Genomic DNA, 15,387 nt, shown 5'->3' with positions numbered 1-15,387 from the left:
GCGCCAGGGCAGTGTCGACGCCTGCGCGCATGTCGATCGGTTCGGTGGCCAACCAGATCGCCTCGATGCGGATCATGGGCCGCTCACCGGAGCCACTCGTGCAACCAGGCGGCGCAGGACGCTGCCGCCTGCACCGGCCAGTGCACCACGGCGGCGGCGTTGCCGCGCTGGAGCTCGATACGAATGTCGGGCAGCGGCATAGGTTCGGCAGGCGGGGGTGTTTCGGGGTGGAAGCTGACGGCGACAAAGCCCGACGGACTGGCCGTCTGTGAGACGGCTGCAATCGGCGCCACGGTGTTGCGTTCGTTGCCGCGCCATCGGTGCACGACGTTTGCATTGAGGTCGTGCTGTCGCCCAATCGCAGCGATGGATGCATGCGGCTGCCTGCATGCCTGCAGCACTTGTGCTTTGAGCGCCGCGCTGTGTCGGCGTCGAGGCGCTCTCTTGATCACTCGGTTTATAGCGTCCGCATCATTCATGTGGACACGATGCCATCAGCATCTCTTCGACTCAAGATGACTTGGCCGGCTGCTTACGTCGAATACAAGCTGCGACACACTCCAACTCAATAAAGTCTTCACTTGATGAACCGGGGCTGTTCGCTCTGAAGGATCAAGTGCGTGCCGCGAGCCCGAACGACTCACGATATGGATAGATCGTGCACCCGATGCCTCCGTAGCTGATGATTCGTGGGCACGAAGTCTTCCAGACTCACCCGCCGAGAACAGACTCTCGTTGTAGCTGTCACTGCCTCGTATCGTCGCTCCGCAATCTGCTCAATATCGCAATTGTCGGGAAAATCTCGAGGTTCTTCAACAGCCTGTTAGGTGCACCGATCGGCGTGCTGTCGATAGCTTGCCGCCGAAAACGGTCGCCGCACGCTTGTGGATCTCGACGATGCGCCGGTGTACGTTACGGCCACGCGACGAGGCGGCATGCCAGCCATAAAACGAAATAGCCGGTAGCGATTTGCATCGCTACCGGCTATTCGTTTCTTTGGTCGGGGCGAAAGGATTCGAACCTTCGACCCTCTGGTCCCAAACCAGATGCGCTACCAGGCTGCGCTACACCCCGACAAGCCTTCTATTCTAGCTCGGCTTTGCGCGTTAATCCGTAATCGCATGGATTTCATCGCTTGGCGTACTGCATGCTGCCAAAAAGAACCTCACGCGACTTGTCATCGGTGATGGGTTTGCGCAGATCGGCCATGACCTTCACGCCACGCTGCACTGCCGGCCGTGCAGCAACGGCATCAAACCATGTCTTAAGGTGCGGGTAGTCAGTGAGCGTGATGCCCTGGTTCTCCCAGCTGCGCAGCCAGGGGAAAATCGCGATGTCGGCAATTGAATAATGCTTTCCCGCGATGAACGTCGACCGGGCCAGCTGGCGGTCGATGACACCGTACAACCGCTTCGCTTCATTGGTGTAACGATCGATGGCATAGGCAACCTTCTCGGGCGCGTACAGCCGAAAGTGATGCGCCTGGCCGAGCATCGGGCCGACGCCGCCCATCTGGAACATCAGCCATTGCAGCACGTCGTAACGAGCGCGGTCGCCGGTCGGCATGAACTTTCCGGTCTTGCCGGCGAGGTACACCAGAATGGCACCGGATTCGAACAGCGAGATCGGCTTGCCATCCGGTCCATCGGGGTCGGTGATGGCCGGGATTTTGTTGTTGGGGCTGATCTGCAAAAACTCGGGCGCGAACTGATCGCCAGAGCCGATGTTCACCGGGTGCGCCACGTAAGGCAAGCGGCACTCTTCCAGCATGATGTGCACTTTGTGGCCGTTGGGCGTGGGCCAGGTGTAGACGTCCATGGGTGATGGCCGGAGTGTCGTGGCTGTATTGGGCGTGGGCATGACGTGCACTATGCCACCGCCCGTCCATTTCCACGCCGCAGCCCTGGAGCCAGCTCGTTTCAGGCTCGGCACCGACGAACAGGAACACATTGCGCGCCGCGCACTCGTACTGGTCGCCGCTGCGCGCGTTGCGCCAAGTGGCGCCGTTCAGCCCGGGGACGGGCTCGCCGTGCAGGCTAACCAGTTTCATATGTGGGTGCAGCTCGATGTTGAGCGCGGGTTCGATGCGGTCGATCAGGTAGCGGGACATGCTAGCCGCCAGCGACGGCCCACGCACCAACATGTTGACCTTGGCAGCGTACTGCGACAAAAACACCGCAGCCCGGCGGTCCGAGTTACCGCCGCCGACCAAGGCGATCTCCTGCTGTGCGCACCCGCGAGCTTCGATCGCCGAGGTCCAGTACCAGACGCCGCGGCCTTCGAACTCTTTCAGCCGCGGCACGTCGGGCAGGCTGTCGCGTGCGCCGCTGGCGATGACAACGATGCGTGCATTCAGCAGGCGCCCGTCGTCGAGTTGGATGGCGATCTGGCCCCGCGGCCCTGAGCGCGAACAGTCATCGACACGACCTTGGCCGGGATCAGCATTTCGGCGCCGAACTTTTGCGCCGGCACGTAGGCGCGGCCGGCCAATGCGCCGCCGGAGATGTCAGTCGGAAAGCCCAGCTAGTTCTCGATCCGCGCGCTGGCGCCGGCTTGGCCGTGGTGCGGGTCGCCGTTCCGGCCGAGGAAGTTCTCCAGCCGCCGCACATCGGTCGAATCGGTCGGGCCGATCAGGACGGGACCGCTGCCGCCCGCCTCCATCGACGCAACGCCCCGCATGATCAGCGCACGCAACACACGCTCGCCGAGATCAGCCTCCACGATGATGAGCGCCCGCAGCGTTTCGGGCGGCACCATCAGCACTTTCACGTGTGCCTCTGCGTGGCCATCGACCAGCGCGGCCCCACGCGTCAGAGCATCAGCCGCGTCACGGTGAAGTAGTGCGTCATCGTGCCGCCGAGAACGAAAAGGTGCCACACGCCATGGGCGTGGGCCCAACCAGGCCGATTGAGATAGAAGACCGTGCCAGCGGTGTACACGGCCGCGCCTGCCAGCAGTCCGATAAGTGCGAGCCTGTCTAGTCGAGCGGCGAGCGGCGCTGCAGTGAGCACGCAAAGCCATCCCATGGCGATGTAGATGCGCAGCGAGGGTTCGGGCGTTTTCGCCGTGTGTGCGGGGCGCAGTTCGCGCAAGATGCCGTAGCCAGCGAAAGACCAGATCGCGCTTAGCAATGCCGCTGCCCACCCGACCGGCAACGAAACCAACACGAAAGGCGTACAGGTGCCTGCGATCAGCAGGTAGATCGCGCAGTGGTCCGCACGCTCCCATCGTGTACGCGCCAAGCCTTGCGCAGAGTGGAACATGGCGGAGGTGGCATACAACGCCACGGCACAGGCCGCGAACACCACGGCACCGATGATCTTGGAGGGCTCGCCCGTGGTGATCGCATGTGGAAGCAGCACTGTCGCTCCGCCGATTACAAGCACCAGTCCGAGCAAATGCGAGTAGCCGTTGAAGCGCTCGCCGCGACAAATAAAAAGGCGTTGCGTTGTCATAAATCTGTCATGTCAGCGCGTCCAGAATCAGGGAATCTCTCCATCTCTTAAACCCTTATGAATGCCATCAAGACTGCCCGAAAAATGATCAGTGCCAATCCCGCGAGCGACTCCGCGCGGACGTTGGCACAACTGGTGCTAGCCCTCGAATCTGAAGGCAGTTTCGGCGTGACCGATTTGTACAAGCTCGATCTGGCGACCTTCGAGCTCGCCATCGACATCCTCAAGGAATGGCGCATCGACCGCTACTACGTCGGCAAGGCCAAGCTGTTCGATCTGTCGATGCAGGTGACAACGCTGCCCAACTGAGGCCTGTGATCGGTCGCCGTTCCGATGCCTCAATAGCGCTCGGGCACCATCATGGCGGCCGACACGGGCTGGCGTGAATACTCCGGATGCCTTACGCGTGCTGGCAGCGCGACTGGCGCATGCTGCACCTCGTGGTACGGCAACTGCGTCAGCAAGTGCGAGATGCAGTTGAGCCGGGCCTTCTTTTTGTCGACCGCCTGTACGACCCACCACGGCGCTTCCGGAATGTGCGTGCGTTCCAGCATCACTTCTTTTACGTGGGTGTATTCCTCCCAACGTCGCCGGCTTTCGAGGTCCATCGGGCTCAGCTTCCATTGCTTGAGCGGATCATGGATACGGCCGAGAAATCGCATGTGCTGCTCATCGTCTGTGATCGAAAACCAGTACTTGATCAACGTGATGCCTGAGCGCACCAGCATGCGCTCAAAGTCGGGCACCGAGCGAAAGAACTCTTCGTACTCGGCGTCGCTGCAAAAGCCCATCACGCGTTCGACGCCGGCGCGGTTGTACCAACTGCGGTCGAACAGCACCATCTCGCCGGCCGCTGGCAGGTGCGCTACGTAGCGCTGAAAGTACCACTGCGTGCGCTCGCGATCATTGGGCGCGGGCAGGGCGGCGACGCGTGCCACGCGCGGGTTGAGCCGTTGGGTGATGCGCTTGATGACGCCGCCCTTGCCGGCCGCGTCGCGGCCTTCGAACAAGATGACGACTTTCTGCTTGCTGTGCTGGACCCAGTCCTGCAGCTTGACCAGCTCGCCCTGCAGCCGGAATAGCTCTTGGAAATACAGTTGGCGTGCCGCCTTGTCTGTGCTGACGAGTTCCCCCGCTTCATCGACACTGCGGTCCTCGAGTTCGAGCTCGAGTTCTTCGTCGTAGCTGTCGACCAGATCGCGCGCGATGCGCCGCATCAGGTCTTCGTGGTCGGGCGCGCCGGTGGGCGCGTTGGGTTGTGAGCTGGGTACGGGCATGGTGCAGATGCTCCTGCCGCGATATGACGTTGGCATGACACCCGGCGTGTTCACGGTTCTGCCACGGCGCCGACACTGTTTTTTCATACGGGCGCGCCAGACTTCGCGCCATGAACGAACTGCCGAACCCGACGTTTCCTTTCTCGCGCCTAACGCTGCGCGAGGCCATCTGGCCGGTGTCGGCCCAACCGGCGGCGCGCACTCCGCGACTGCCAGAGTCTTCTGGCAGCACGGCGGTATCGCAAGGCATCTCCGTGCAATGGGCGCGGCATCAGGACGAAGTGCGCGAAGCCCAGCGACTTCGCTACCAGGTCTTCGCCGGCGAGATGGGTGCGCGCCTCAGCACATCACTGGCCGGCCACGACATCGACCTGTTCGACGACTTCTGCGAGCACCTGCTGGTTCGCGATGCTGCGACGCATCAGGTCATCGGCACCTACCGCGTGTTGACGCCGGCGCAGGCACAGCGCGTTGGCGGCACGTACAGCGACACCGAATTCGACCTCACTAGACTGCGTGCGCTGCGCTCGCGGATGGTTGAGTTGGGCCGCAGTTGCGTGCACGCGGACCATCGGCAAGGCGGTGTGATCCTCGCGCTGTGGGGTGCGCTCGCGGCCTTCATGCAGCGCAACAAGCTCGACACCATGATCGGCTGCGCAAGCATTCCGATGCAGCACGACGGGATTCCAGGCGGCCATGCCGCGGCTAGCATCTGGCGTCAACTGTCTGCGAGCCACATGGCCGACATTCGCCATCAGGTGCAGCCGCGCCTGCCATTGCCGGTCGACCGGCTCGACACCACGCTCGACGTCGAGGCGCCGGCGCTGATTCGCGGTTACCTCCGGCTCGGTGCCAAGCTGCTCGGTGCCCCCGCCTGGGATCCAGACTTCAACGCGGCTGATCTGCCGATGCTGATGCGCATCGAGGACATGCCGGCACGTTATCGGCGGCATTTTCTCGGACACCCTTTACGTCATGTGGCTGTCACGCAAATGTCATAGACGACATACACACTGGAACGGTCACGCGCACCACCGCGCCCTTCGAGCCTTCCGCGCTCTATGTTCCAGAATCGTGTCCATGTCATTTCATTCCGCCGACAAGGCCGTCGCCGCCCCGACGCCGGCACCAAAGCAAATCGTGTTGCTCGACCGCGACCACGCCATCCTGGCATTCAACGAGCGCGTACTCGACTGGGCGCTGCGCCCCGATGTGCCATTGATAGAGCGGCTGCGTTATCTATGCATCGTGTCGGCCAATCTCGACGAATTCTTCGAAGTGCGAGTGGCACCGCACCTGATCGCCAGCGGTGCGGGCGACAGCAAGGGCGTTTACTCGGTTGAATCGTTCGACGCACTGGCCGTCGCCGCGCACACTCTGGTCAGCAAGCAATACGCGCTGTACAACAACGAGTTGATGCCGACGTTTGCCACGCACGGAATCCACATCATTTCGCACGGCGACCGCAATCCGTTGCAGCGCAAATGGGTGCACGACTACTTCGAGCGCGAAGTACGGCCGTTGTTGATCCCGGTCGGGCTCGATCCGGCCCATCCGTTTCCGCAGGTGGCCAACAAGTCGCTCAACTTCATCGTGCAACTGGGCGGCAAAGACGCCTTCGGCCGCGAGAACCCGATCCAGATCGTCAAGGTGCCGCGCGTGTTGCCGCGGCTCATTCGCATGCCGGGCAAGGTGTCGGACGGCAAAACGCTGTTCGTGGCCTTGTCGAGCGTGGTTCGGGCGCATCTGTCGAGCATGTTCGCCGGCCGTGTCGTCGGCGACTTTTCGCAGTTTCGCGTGACGCGGCATTCGGATCTGGCGGTCGATGAAGAGGATGTCAAGAACCTGCGCACTGCGCTGAGGCAAGGCTTGCAGCATCGCCACTACGGGCAAGCCGTTCGGCTCGAAGTGTCGGCCAGCTGTGCGGAATCGCTTTCGAGCTTTTTGCTGGCGCAGTTCGGGCTGCCGCCGCAAGCGCTCTATCGCGTGCACGGCCCTGTCAATCTGGCGCGGTTGACGCAACTCATCGACCTGCTCGACGAGCCGCAGCTTCGCTTTCCACCCTACAAGGCGTCGTACCCGGTCACGTTATCGCCTGGCCAATCTTTCTTCGAACGGCTGCAGCGCGGTGATGCCTTGATCCACCAGCCTTTCGAGAGCTTCGACGGCGTGTTGGCGTTTTTGCGCGAAGCCGTGCAAGACCCGCAGGTGCTGGCGATCAAACAGACCATCTACCGAACCGGCACCAACTCCGAGCTGATGGACCTGCTGCGCGAGGCGGTGCGGCGCGGCAAGGAAGTGACCGTGGTGGTCGAGCTCAAGGCGCGCTTCGACGAAGAGGCCAACATCAACTGGGCCGAGATGCTGGAGTCGATCGGTGCGCAGGTGGTGTATGGCGTCGTCGGACTCAAGACGCACGCCAAGATGCTGCTGGTCACCCGGCGTGAGGGCAAGCAGATGCGTCGCTATGGCCATTTGTCGACCGGCAACTACAACCCGCTCACCGCGAAGCTCTACACCGACATCAGCCATCTGACGGCCGACCCGCTGCTCACGGCGGATATGGAAGCGGTGTTCGTGCACATGGCGAGCCAGAGCAAGCTGCCCAAGCTCAACCGCATGTGGCTGGCACCGTTCGACCTGCACAAGAATCTCGTGGCGCAGATCGAGCTGCTGGCCATCGCCGCGGCCAAGGGCGAGCCGACCCGCATCGTCGCCAAGATGAACGCGCTGACCGACGAGGCGCTCATTGCCGCGTTGGTGACGGCGGGGCAGGCGGGCGTGAAGATCGACCTGATCGTGCGTGGTGCATGTACGTTGCCGGCGCAAGTGCCAGGCCTCACTGAAAACATTCGCGTGCGCTCGGTGATCGGCCGGTTTCTCGAGCATTCGCGCGTTTTTTATTTCCGCAACGGCGAAGACGAATCGCTCTACCTGTCGAGCGCCGACTGGATGAACCGCAACATGATGCGACGCATCGAGCTGGCGTGGCCCGTCACCGATCCTGGCTTGCGGCAGCGACTGATCGACGAGTGCCTTGTCGCCTACCTGCACGACGGTCGCGACGCCTGGGACCTGGGTCCGGATGGTGCCTACGTTCGCATCCATCACGACACGCACGCGGCGGAAGAGGGTGGCTCGCGCACCATCGAAGCGCACGGCGCGCAGGCCGCACTGATGAACCGCTACGCATCGCGTGGCCTGCAAAAAATTTAACGGCGCTGCCACGATAAAACCCTGAAAGCCGCTCCACCATGGACCTGATTTTCTGGCGCCACGCCGAAGCCGACGACTGGACCGAGGGCTGCGACGACCTGCAGCGCTCCCTCACCTCGCGTGGCGAAAAGCAGGCCAAGCGCATGGCGTCCTGGCTCGACCGACAACTGCCTGAAGGCACGCGCATCGTGAGCAGTCCGGCGCGGCGCTGCGAGCAGACCGTATTGGCGATTGGACGCAAATACAAGCTGCGCGACGAGCTCGCACCCGACACCACGCCCGATGCCGTGCTGGCATCTGCAGGCTGGCCCAACGGCAAGTCGGTGGTGCTGATGGTCGGCCATCAGCCGTCGCTCGGTCAGGCGATCGCGCAACTTCTGGGGCTGCAACAAGACAGCTGCCCGGTGCGCAAGGGTGCGGTCTGGTGGATTCGCACGCGAGAGCGCGATGGCGATGTGCAGACGGTTGTGGTGACCGTTCAGTCACCCGAGCTGCTCTAGTCCGGTCTGCGCAATTCGACCGGCCGGCAGTTCAGCCGCCGGCGAGATCGACGCGCCAGTTGGTCTTCTGCCAGGCCAGCACTTCTTCGCGCAGTAGATGCGCGGACTGTGGATAGACCTCGGACCAGTTCCCCTGACACGCCACGACGAAGAAGCGCCCGCCGGCGACCGTGATGCGCAGCGCCTTCGGGTCGGGATCGCGCCGCGCGTGACACAGAATCAAAGCCAGCCGCAAGCTCAGTAGTTGCATGACGAAGACGTCGTCGTCGAGGGCGGCTTCAAGCTTGCGCAGCTTGCCCCGCTGACCAAGCACCAGCAGCCCCAGCGCATGCATCTCGCTGACCGCAAAGCCGGGCGCGTCGCAATGGTCGAGGATGTAGGCGCCGTGCTTGTGATAGTCGCTGTGGGAGATCTGCGTGCCGATTTCGTGCAGCTGAGCGGCCCAGCCGAGCTTGCGCAGTGCGCGGCCAGCGCGGCTTGTCGTGCTTCCGGCCGGATTCGCCGATCGCGCTGCAGGTTCGAGCTGAACAAACAGCGCTGCCGCGGTCTCGCCGACGCGCCTGGCCTGCGCCGCATCGACGTTGAACCGGCTTGCCAGCCTTGCCACGGTTTCGGTGCGCAGGTCGGCCACGCTTTCGTCGCGCTCCAGCAGTTCGTACATGACGCCGTGCCGAAGTGCGCCTTGGGCGACCTTCATCTCGTCGATGTCGAGCAGGTCGAACACGGCCCGCAGCACGCTGACGCCGCCGCCGATGACCGCCTTGCGATCGTCGCGCATGCCGTCGATGCGCAGCTTGTCGGCGCTGCCGGCTTTGAGCAGGCGGTCGAGCAACCAGTCGAGCCCGTCTTGGGTGATTAGGCCGGGCTCGGCACCCGAGGCAGCCAGCACGTCGCCGACCGCGCCGATGGTGCCGGAGGCGCCATAGGCTACGTCCCACTGGTCGCGCGTGTAGCTGGCAAGCGCATCGTCGAGGACCGCCTTGGCGGCCACTTCTGCAGCGCGAAACGCGGCCTGGGTGAACTGGCCTTCGGCGAAGTGCTTCATCGACCAGGCGACGCTGCCGACGCGGTACGACTCCATCACCGTCGCTTCGAGTGCATGGCCGAGGATCATTTCGGTCGAGCGCCCGCCGATGTCGACTACCAAACGACGTTCCAGATCGGAAGCGTCGGTGTGCGGCAGCATGTGCGCCACGCCTTGATAGATCAGCCGCGCTTCTTCGCGGCCGGGAATGACATCGATGCCGAAGCCGAGGATGGTGCGGGCCCGCAGCAAAAACTCGTCGCGGTTGCGGGCCTCGCGCAGTGTCTGAGTCGCGACAGCGCGCACTTGTGAGCGCTTGAATCCAGCCAACCGCTCGCCGAAGCGGGCCAGGGCGTCCCAGCCGCGTTGCATCGCTTCTGGCGTCAGGTTGCGGGCGCTGTCGAGGCCATTGCCTTGGCGCACCGTCTCTTTCAAATATTCGGTGCGATGAATCTGGCCGTGATCGAGCTGTCCGATTTCGAGCCGGAAGCTGTTGGAGCCGAGATCGACGGCGGCGAGGCGGGTTCCGTTTTGCATGTTTGGCATCTGGCAGTGATGGTAAGCGGCGCGCGTGACGTCACCGTGACGTCATTTGACTGTCACATCAATGTCATATTGCCTTTCTAAAGTCCGCATCAACCCGATTCGGGATGTGCAGACCACAGCCAAAGGAAGATTCATGAAAGTCACCTTCAATTTCGCAGCCGGCATCGCCGCTGCTGCCGCATTCGCAGCGTCCCCCGCTTTCGCCCAGAACGTCACCGGCGCTGGAGCGAGCTTCCCGGCACCGCTGTACGCCAAGTGGGCCGGCGACTTCAACAAGGCGACCGGCACGCAGGTCAATTACCAATCTGTCGGTTCCGGTGCCGGCATCAAGCAGATCGAAGCCAAGACGGTCGACTTCGGCGCATCGGACATGCCGCTGACCGACGACGAACTCAAGACCAAGGGACTGATGCAGTTCCCCACCGTTATCGGTGGCGTGGTGCCCGTGGTCAACATCGTCGGCATCAAGCCGGGCGAACTCAAGTTGAGTGGCGCGGTGCTCGGCGACATCTACCTCGGCAAGATCACGAAGTGGAACGACCCCGCCATCAAGGCGCTGAACGGCTCACTGGCACTGCCTGACGCCGCCATCGCACCGGTGCGTCGTGCCGACGGTTCGGGTACCAGCTTCCTGTTCACCAACTACCTGAGCAAGGTCAACGCCGACTGGAAGAGCAAGGTGGGCGAGGGCACGGCTGTCAACTGGCCGGTGGGCACGGGCGGCAAGGGCAACGAAGGCGTCGCTGCTTTCGTGAAGCAACTCCCCAACTCGATTGGCTACGTCGAGTACGCGTACGTCAAGCAGAACAAGATGGTCTACGCGCAGCTGCAAAACGCTGCAGGTACGGTGGTGTCGCCGGACGACACCGCCTTCAAGGCTGCCGCAGCCGGCGCCGACTGGAACAAGACCTTCTATCAAGTGCTGACCAACCAGAATGGAAAGGACGCATGGCCGATCACGGGCGCCACTTTCATCCTGATGCAGAAGGTGCAAGACAAGCCAGCCAACGCGACCAGCGTGCTTAAGTTTTTCGACTGGGCCTACAAGAGCGGCGACAAGACGGCTGACGACCTCGACTACGTGCCGATGCCCGACAGCGTGAAGACCGCGATTGCCAAGTCGTGGGGCGATATCAAGGACACGTCGGGCAAGACCGTCGCACCGTCGGCAACCAAGTAAATCGGGTCGGCGCGCATGAGCAGTACACCGCTCGACGGCGCGCCTCCCGCGGAGCCACATACCGTGTCGTCGACTTTCCCCGCTACTTCCGCTCCGCGTGATCCCGCGCTGGAGCGCGCATCGATGAATCCGCCGCGCAACAAACCGCGGTCAGGCCCGATGGCCGACCGCGTGTTCGGGTGGTTCGCGAAGGGCGCCGCGCTGCTCACGCTCGCGATGCTCATCGGCATCCTGCTGTCCCTGTTCGTCGGCGCCTGGCCTGCAATTTCCAAATACGGCCTCGGCTTTTTGACCAGCACAACATGGGACCCGGTCCGCGAGGAGTACGGCGGCCTCGTGATGATCTACGGCACGCTGGCGACTTCTTTCATCGCGCTGGTGATCGCCGTACCGGTGAGCTTCGGCATCGCACTGTTCCTTACCGAACTCTCGCCTTCTTGGCTGAAGCGTCCGTTGGGCACCGCCATCGAATTGCTCGCTGCGGTGCCGTCGATCGTCTACGGCATGTGGGGCTTGCTGGTGTTCGGCCCGATCCTCAGCGTCTATATCCAGCAGCCTTTGCAGAAGGCTTTTGCCGGCATTCCGTATTTGAGCGCGCTGGTGTCCGGCCCGCCGGTCGGCATCGGCATCCTGTCGGCCGGCATCATCCTGGCGATCATGATCATTCCGTTCATCGCCTCGGTCATGCGTGACGTATTCGAGGTGACGCCCGCTCTCCTGAAGGAATCGGCCTACGGGCTCGGCTCGACCACCTGGGAAGTCGTCAGCAAGGTGGTGCTGCCGTACACCAAGGCCGGCGTCGTTGGCGGCATCATGCTCGGCCTTGGTCGTGCGCTCGGCGAAACGATGGCCGTCACATTTGTGATCGGCAATGCCAACCAGCTCAACTCGCTGTCGGTCTTCGAGGCTGCAAACAGCATCACCTCGGCGCTCGCCAACGAGTTCGCCGAAGCCGGCGCAGGGCTGCACCAGGCGGCGCTGATGTACTTGGGCCTCGTGCTGTTCTTCATCACCTTCGTCGTGCTCACGCTGTCGAAGTTGCTGCTGGCAAGAATGAAGAAGAGCGAAGGGACCAAATCATGACCACAGCGGAACGTTTGCTTGAGGCCAACGCCCTTCAGGCGACGCGTGCGGCACGCTTTGCAACGCGCAAGCGCGTCAACCAAGTGGCGCTCGTACTGTCGCTCGCCGCGATGGCATTTGGCGTGTTCTGGCTGGTGTGGATCCTTTGGGAGACGCTGCGCCAGGGCATCGGAGGACTCGCGATCGCGACCTTCACCGAGATGACGCCGCCGCCCAACGAAGTCGGTGGCATCGCCAACGCGATCTTCGGCTCGCTGGTGATGGTGGCGATGGCGACTTTCGTCGGAACACCCATCGGCATCATGGCCGGCATCTACCTGGCTGAATACAACCCCAAGGGCTGGCTGTCGAGCGTGACACGCTTCGTCAACGACATCCTGCTGTCGGCACCGTCGATCGTGATCGGGCTTTTCGTCTACGCGGTGGTCGTTGCGTACTTCAAAAGTTTCTCGGGTCTGGCCGGCGCGCTGGCCCTGGCGCTGATCGTCATTCCTGTCGTGATCCGCACGACCGAAAACATGTTGCAACTCGTGCCACCGGGTCTACGTGAAGCAGCCTATGCATTGGGCGCGCCGAAGTGGAAAGTGATCATCAGCATCACGCTGCGTGCGGCGCGCGCCGGTGTGGTCACGGGCGTGTTGCTGGCCGTGGCACGCATTGCCGGCGAGACAGCGCCTCTTCTCTTTACCGCGCTCAACAACCAGTTCTGGACCGCGGACATCACGCAACCGATGGCAAGCCTCCCGGTGACCATCTTCAAGTTCGCGATGAGTCCGTATGAAAACTGGCAACAGCTGGCTTGGGCCGGCGTGTTCCTCATCACCGCGGCGGTGTTGGCCCTCAATATTCTGGCGCGCGTGTTGACGCGCACCAAGCTCTGAAAGCGATCATGTCAGCTGTGTTGTCCCAACCCTTCGCGCAAGCTGCGCGTTCCAAGATCTCGGTCAAGGATCTGAACTTCTACTACGGCAAGTTCCACGCGCTCAAGGGCATCAACCTCGAGATTCCGGAGAACAAGGTGACGGCCTTCATCGGCCCATCCGGCTGCGGCAAGTCGACCTTGCTGCGCACCTTCAACCGCATGTTCGAGCTGTACCCGGAGCAACGCGCCGAAGGCACGATCTCGCTCGACGGCGAAGACCTGTTGGCGTCGAAGCAGGACGTGGCGCTGATCCGCGCGAAGATCGGCATGGTGTTTCAGAAGCCGACGCCGTTCCCGATGTCGATCTACGACAACGTCGCTTTCGGCGTGAAGCTTTTCGAGAGCTTGAGTTCCAGCGATATGGACGAGCGCGTCGAGTGGGCACTCAAGAAGGCCGCGCTCTGGACCGAAGTGCGCGACAAGCTCCAGCAAAGCGGCTCCGGTCTCTCGGGCGGCCAGCAGCAGCGGCTGTGCATCGCACGTGGCATCGCGATCAAGCCTGAAGTGTTGCTGCTCGACGAGCCGTGCTCTGCGCTCGACCCGATCTCTACCGCCAAGATCGAAGAGCTCATCGCCGAGCTCAAGAGCGAGTACACCGTGGTCATCGTGACGCACAACATGCAGCAGGCCGCGCGCTGCAGCGACTACACGGCTTACATGTACCTGGGCGACCTCATCGAGTTCGGCGCGACGGAACAGATGTTCTTCAAGCCGCAGCGCAAAGAGACCGAGGACTACATCACCGGCCGTTTCGGCTAAGGGGACAACAAGATGACCGAAAAGCATTTATCCAGCCAGTTTGATACCGAACTCAACGGCGTCTCGTCTCGCGTGATGGAGCTCGGCGGCATGGTCGAGGCCCAGATTCACCAGGCTGTCTATGCGCTCGCTGAGTTCGACCCTGAAGCGGCCGATCGCGTGATGGAAACCGAGCACCGAGTCAACGCGATGGAGATCGACATCGACCGTGAGCTGTCGTCGATCATCGCGCGGCGTCAGCCGACCGCACGCGATCTGCGCCTGCTGATCGCCATCTCCAAGACCACTGCCAACCTCGAGCGCGTGGGCGACGAGGCGAACAAGATCGCACGGATGGTCAAGTCGATCATCGAGAGCGGTGCGTCGCGCACGCTGCCATCGACCGAGATCCGTATTGCCGCCGACATGGCTTCCGGCCTGCTGCGCAAGGCGCTGGATGCGTTCGCCCGGCTTGACACGGCCGCGGCACTGTCCATCCTGAAAGAAGACGACCTGATCGACAAGGAGTTCGACGGCTTCGTGCGGAAGCTGGTGACTTACATGATGGAAGACCCGCGCACCATCTCGGCCAGCCTCGACCTGCTGTTTCTTGCCAAGGCGATCGAGCGTATCGGCGACCACGCCAAGAACATTGCGGAGTTCATCATCTACATCGTCAAGGGCGCCGATGTGCGGCACACTTCGATGGAAGCCATCGAGTCGGTCCTGCTTTGATCCTTGCAGAAAGATGAAGAAACCTCGCGTCCTTATCGTTGAAGACGAGTCGTCGATCGCCGAGCTGATCGCGGTCAATCTGCGGCACAACGGGTTTGACCCGATCTGGTCGGAAGACGGCGTATCGGCGCAGCGCGAGATCGATACGCTGGCGCCCGATTTGATCCTGCTCGACTGGATGCTTCCGGGCCAGAGCGGCTTGCAGCTCGCGCGGCAATGGCGCAAAGACCCCAACACCAAGGCGATCCCGATCCTGATGTTGACGGCGCGTGGCGACGAGCCCGACAAGGTGGCCGGGCTCGACGCCGGTGCTGACGACTACATCACCAAGCCGTTTTCGACGCAGGAGCTGCTGGCGCGCATCCGTGCCGTGCTGCGTCGCCGCACGCCCGAAGCGCCGGCCGAGCGCATTGAGATCGGCGAGCTGGTGCTCGACACCGCGACGCATCGCGTGACCTGGCAGGGCGGGGCGCTCAAGGTCGGTCCGACCGAGTTCAAGCTGCTGGGCTACCTGATGCAAAACGCGGAGCGCGTGCACAGCCGCTCGCAGTTGCTCGACAAAGTGTGGGGTGATCACGTCTACATCGAAGAGCGCACGGTCGACGTGCATGTGAAGCGACTGCGCGAGTCGCTCGGCGGTGCCGCGCCGATGGTCGAGACGGTGCGCGGTGCAGGCTATCGCCTGACTGCCCAAGCGACTGTTTGAACGCC

At 62.7% G+C, this 15,387-nt stretch carries 16 protein-coding genes, 1 tRNA gene and 1 pseudogene; 10 read left to right on the top strand and 8 right to left on the bottom strand.

The genetic code is table 11. The annotated features are described in order from the left end of the window. Positions 1-83: 83 nt before the first annotated feature. From QN397_RS08300 to trhA, 6 genes and pseudogenes are all read right to left on the bottom strand, one after another. Positions 84-326, bottom strand: a complete 243-nt coding sequence (locus tag QN397_RS08300) for an IS66 family insertion sequence element accessory protein TnpB (RefSeq protein ID WP_323500639.1) — start codon at positions 324-326, stop codon at positions 84-86. 671 nt (positions 327-997) lie between these two features. Continuing rightward, a tRNA-Pro gene (locus tag QN397_RS08295) sits at positions 998-1,074 on the bottom strand. 54 nt (positions 1,075-1,128) lie between these two features. After that, positions 1,129-1,860: a glutathione binding-like protein gene (locus QN397_RS08290; RefSeq protein WP_323500638.1), complete on the bottom strand. Its 732-nt coding sequence runs from the start codon at positions 1,858-1,860 to the stop codon at positions 1,129-1,131. Between the two features lie 79 nt (positions 1,861-1,939). Then, positions 1,940-2,380: pseudogene (locus QN397_RS08285) on the bottom strand (NAD(P)/FAD-dependent oxidoreductase); the annotation flags it as partial. A gap of 143 nt (positions 2,381-2,523) precedes the next feature. Continuing rightward, positions 2,524-2,769 (bottom strand): hypothetical protein, encoded by a 246-nt coding sequence (locus QN397_RS08280; RefSeq protein ID WP_323500637.1) that lies wholly within the window; start codon positions 2,767-2,769, stop codon positions 2,524-2,526. A 41-nt stretch (positions 2,770-2,810) separates the two neighbouring features. After that, a complete protein-coding gene (gene trhA / locus QN397_RS08275) occupies positions 2,811-3,455 on the bottom strand; it encodes a PAQR family membrane homeostasis protein TrhA (protein WP_323500636.1) in 645 nt (214 codons plus the stop codon). 84 nt (positions 3,456-3,539) lie between these two features. On the opposite strand from trhA, the gene QN397_RS08270 reads away from it, so the two are divergent. Next, positions 3,540-3,764, top strand: a complete 225-nt coding sequence (locus tag QN397_RS08270; protein WP_323500635.1) for a hypothetical protein — start codon at positions 3,540-3,542, stop codon at positions 3,762-3,764. Positions 3,765-3,793: 29 nt separating this feature from the next. Here QN397_RS08270 and ppk2 read toward each other — a convergent pair whose 3' ends face one another. Then, on the bottom strand, positions 3,794-4,732 hold the full coding sequence (gene ppk2 / locus QN397_RS08265) for a polyphosphate kinase 2 (protein WP_323500634.1): 939 nt from the start codon (positions 4,730-4,732) through the stop codon (positions 3,794-3,796). 110 nt (positions 4,733-4,842) lie between these two features. On the opposite strand from ppk2, the gene QN397_RS08260 reads away from it, so the two are divergent. From QN397_RS08260 to QN397_RS08250, 3 genes are all read left to right on the top strand, one after another. Further along, on the top strand, positions 4,843-5,733 hold the full coding sequence (locus QN397_RS08260) for a GNAT family N-acetyltransferase (protein ID WP_323499534.1): 891 nt from the start codon (positions 4,843-4,845) through the stop codon (positions 5,731-5,733). A 79-nt stretch (positions 5,734-5,812) separates the two neighbouring features. After that, a complete protein-coding gene (gene ppk1, locus QN397_RS08255) occupies positions 5,813-7,948 on the top strand; it encodes a polyphosphate kinase 1 (RefSeq protein ID WP_323499533.1) in 2,136 nt (711 codons plus the stop codon). 38 nt (positions 7,949-7,986) lie between these two features. Continuing rightward, positions 7,987-8,448: a SixA phosphatase family protein gene (locus QN397_RS08250; RefSeq protein WP_187051673.1), complete on the top strand. Its 462-nt coding sequence runs from the start codon at positions 7,987-7,989 to the stop codon at positions 8,446-8,448. A 31-nt stretch (positions 8,449-8,479) separates the two neighbouring features. On the opposite strand, the gene QN397_RS08245 is transcribed toward QN397_RS08250, so the two are convergent. Further along, positions 8,480-10,009 carry a Ppx/GppA phosphatase family protein gene (locus tag QN397_RS08245; protein ID WP_323500633.1) on the bottom strand — a complete coding sequence of 510 codons (1,530 nt, stop codon included), beginning with the start codon at positions 10,007-10,009 and terminating at the stop codon, positions 8,480-8,482. Positions 10,010-10,151: 142 nt separating this feature from the next. Here QN397_RS08245 and pstS point away from each other — a divergent pair, with 142 nt between their 5' ends. From pstS to phoB, 6 genes are read left to right on the top strand one after another with little or no spacing between them, the layout of a single operon-like run. Continuing rightward, entirely contained in the window at positions 10,152-11,198 is a 1,047-nt protein-coding gene (pstS, locus tag QN397_RS08240) for a phosphate ABC transporter substrate-binding protein PstS (protein WP_323500632.1), read from the top strand. 15 nt (positions 11,199-11,213) lie between these two features. Beyond that, positions 11,214-12,281: a phosphate ABC transporter permease subunit PstC gene (gene pstC / locus QN397_RS08235; RefSeq protein ID WP_323500630.1), complete on the top strand. Its 1,068-nt coding sequence runs from the start codon at positions 11,214-11,216 to the stop codon at positions 12,279-12,281. Further along, positions 12,278-13,162 (top strand): phosphate ABC transporter permease PstA, encoded by an 885-nt coding sequence (pstA, locus tag QN397_RS08230; RefSeq protein ID WP_323497784.1) that lies wholly within the window; start codon positions 12,278-12,280, stop codon positions 13,160-13,162. The genes pstC and pstA overlap by 4 nt, the downstream gene beginning before the upstream one ends. An 8-nt stretch (positions 13,163-13,170) precedes the next feature. Then, positions 13,171-13,962 (top strand): phosphate ABC transporter ATP-binding protein PstB, encoded by a 792-nt coding sequence (gene pstB / locus QN397_RS08225; RefSeq protein WP_323497783.1) that lies wholly within the window; start codon positions 13,171-13,173, stop codon positions 13,960-13,962. Between the two features lie 12 nt (positions 13,963-13,974). Further along, positions 13,975-14,676 (top strand): phosphate signaling complex protein PhoU, encoded by a 702-nt coding sequence (gene phoU / locus QN397_RS08220; protein ID WP_323497782.1) that lies wholly within the window; start codon positions 13,975-13,977, stop codon positions 14,674-14,676. Positions 14,677-14,689: 13 nt separating this feature from the next. Next, the gene (gene phoB / locus QN397_RS08215) at positions 14,690-15,382 is read left to right on the top strand and encodes a phosphate regulon transcriptional regulator PhoB (protein ID WP_187051680.1); all 693 of its coding nucleotides are present in this window, start codon (positions 14,690-14,692) and stop codon (positions 15,380-15,382) included. Positions 15,383-15,387: the final 5 nt, after the last annotated feature.

It is taken from the genome of Variovorax sp. RTB1, assembly GCF_035018765.1.
In the GTDB taxonomy this organism is placed as follows: domain Bacteria; phylum Pseudomonadota; class Gammaproteobacteria; order Burkholderiales; family Burkholderiaceae_C; genus Variovorax.
The sequence above is the reverse complement of the archived record's forward strand: the minus strand, read 5'-3'. Positions and strand labels throughout refer to the sequence as shown.

What these genes read in the sequence shown, in the direction of transcription:
- phoB (WP_187051680.1), top strand. Translation starts at nt 14,690, where the DNA reads ATGAAGAAACCTCGCGTCCTTATCGTTGAAGACGAGTCGTCGATCGCC.
- ppk1 (WP_323499533.1), top strand. Translation starts at nt 5,813, where the DNA reads ATGTCATTTCATTCCGCCGACAAGGCCGTCGCCGCCCCGACGCCGGCA.
- pstS (WP_323500632.1), top strand. Translation starts at nt 10,152, where the DNA reads ATGAAAGTCACCTTCAATTTCGCAGCCGGCATCGCCGCTGCTGCCGCA.
- QN397_RS08290 (WP_323500638.1), bottom strand. Translation starts at nt 1,860, where the DNA reads ATGCCCACGCCCAATACAGCCACGACACTCCGGCCATCACCCATGGAC.
- trhA (WP_323500636.1), bottom strand. Translation starts at nt 3,455, where the DNA reads ATGACAACGCAACGCCTTTTTATTTGTCGCGGCGAGCGCTTCAACGGC.
- pstB (WP_323497783.1), top strand. Translation starts at nt 13,171, where the DNA reads ATGTCAGCTGTGTTGTCCCAACCCTTCGCGCAAGCTGCGCGTTCCAAG.
- pstA (WP_323497784.1), top strand. Translation starts at nt 12,278, where the DNA reads ATGACCACAGCGGAACGTTTGCTTGAGGCCAACGCCCTTCAGGCGACG.
- QN397_RS08250 (WP_187051673.1), top strand. Translation starts at nt 7,987, where the DNA reads ATGGACCTGATTTTCTGGCGCCACGCCGAAGCCGACGACTGGACCGAG.
- ppk2 (WP_323500634.1), bottom strand. Translation starts at nt 4,732, where the DNA reads ATGCCCGTACCCAGCTCACAACCCAACGCGCCCACCGGCGCGCCCGAC.
- QN397_RS08270 (WP_323500635.1), top strand. Translation starts at nt 3,540, where the DNA reads ATGATCAGTGCCAATCCCGCGAGCGACTCCGCGCGGACGTTGGCACAA.
- QN397_RS08260 (WP_323499534.1), top strand. Translation starts at nt 4,843, where the DNA reads ATGAACGAACTGCCGAACCCGACGTTTCCTTTCTCGCGCCTAACGCTG.
- phoU (WP_323497782.1), top strand. Translation starts at nt 13,975, where the DNA reads ATGACCGAAAAGCATTTATCCAGCCAGTTTGATACCGAACTCAACGGC.
- QN397_RS08245 (WP_323500633.1), bottom strand. Translation starts at nt 10,009, where the DNA reads ATGCAAAACGGAACCCGCCTCGCCGCCGTCGATCTCGGCTCCAACAGC.
- pstC (WP_323500630.1), top strand. Translation starts at nt 11,214, where the DNA reads ATGAGCAGTACACCGCTCGACGGCGCGCCTCCCGCGGAGCCACATACC.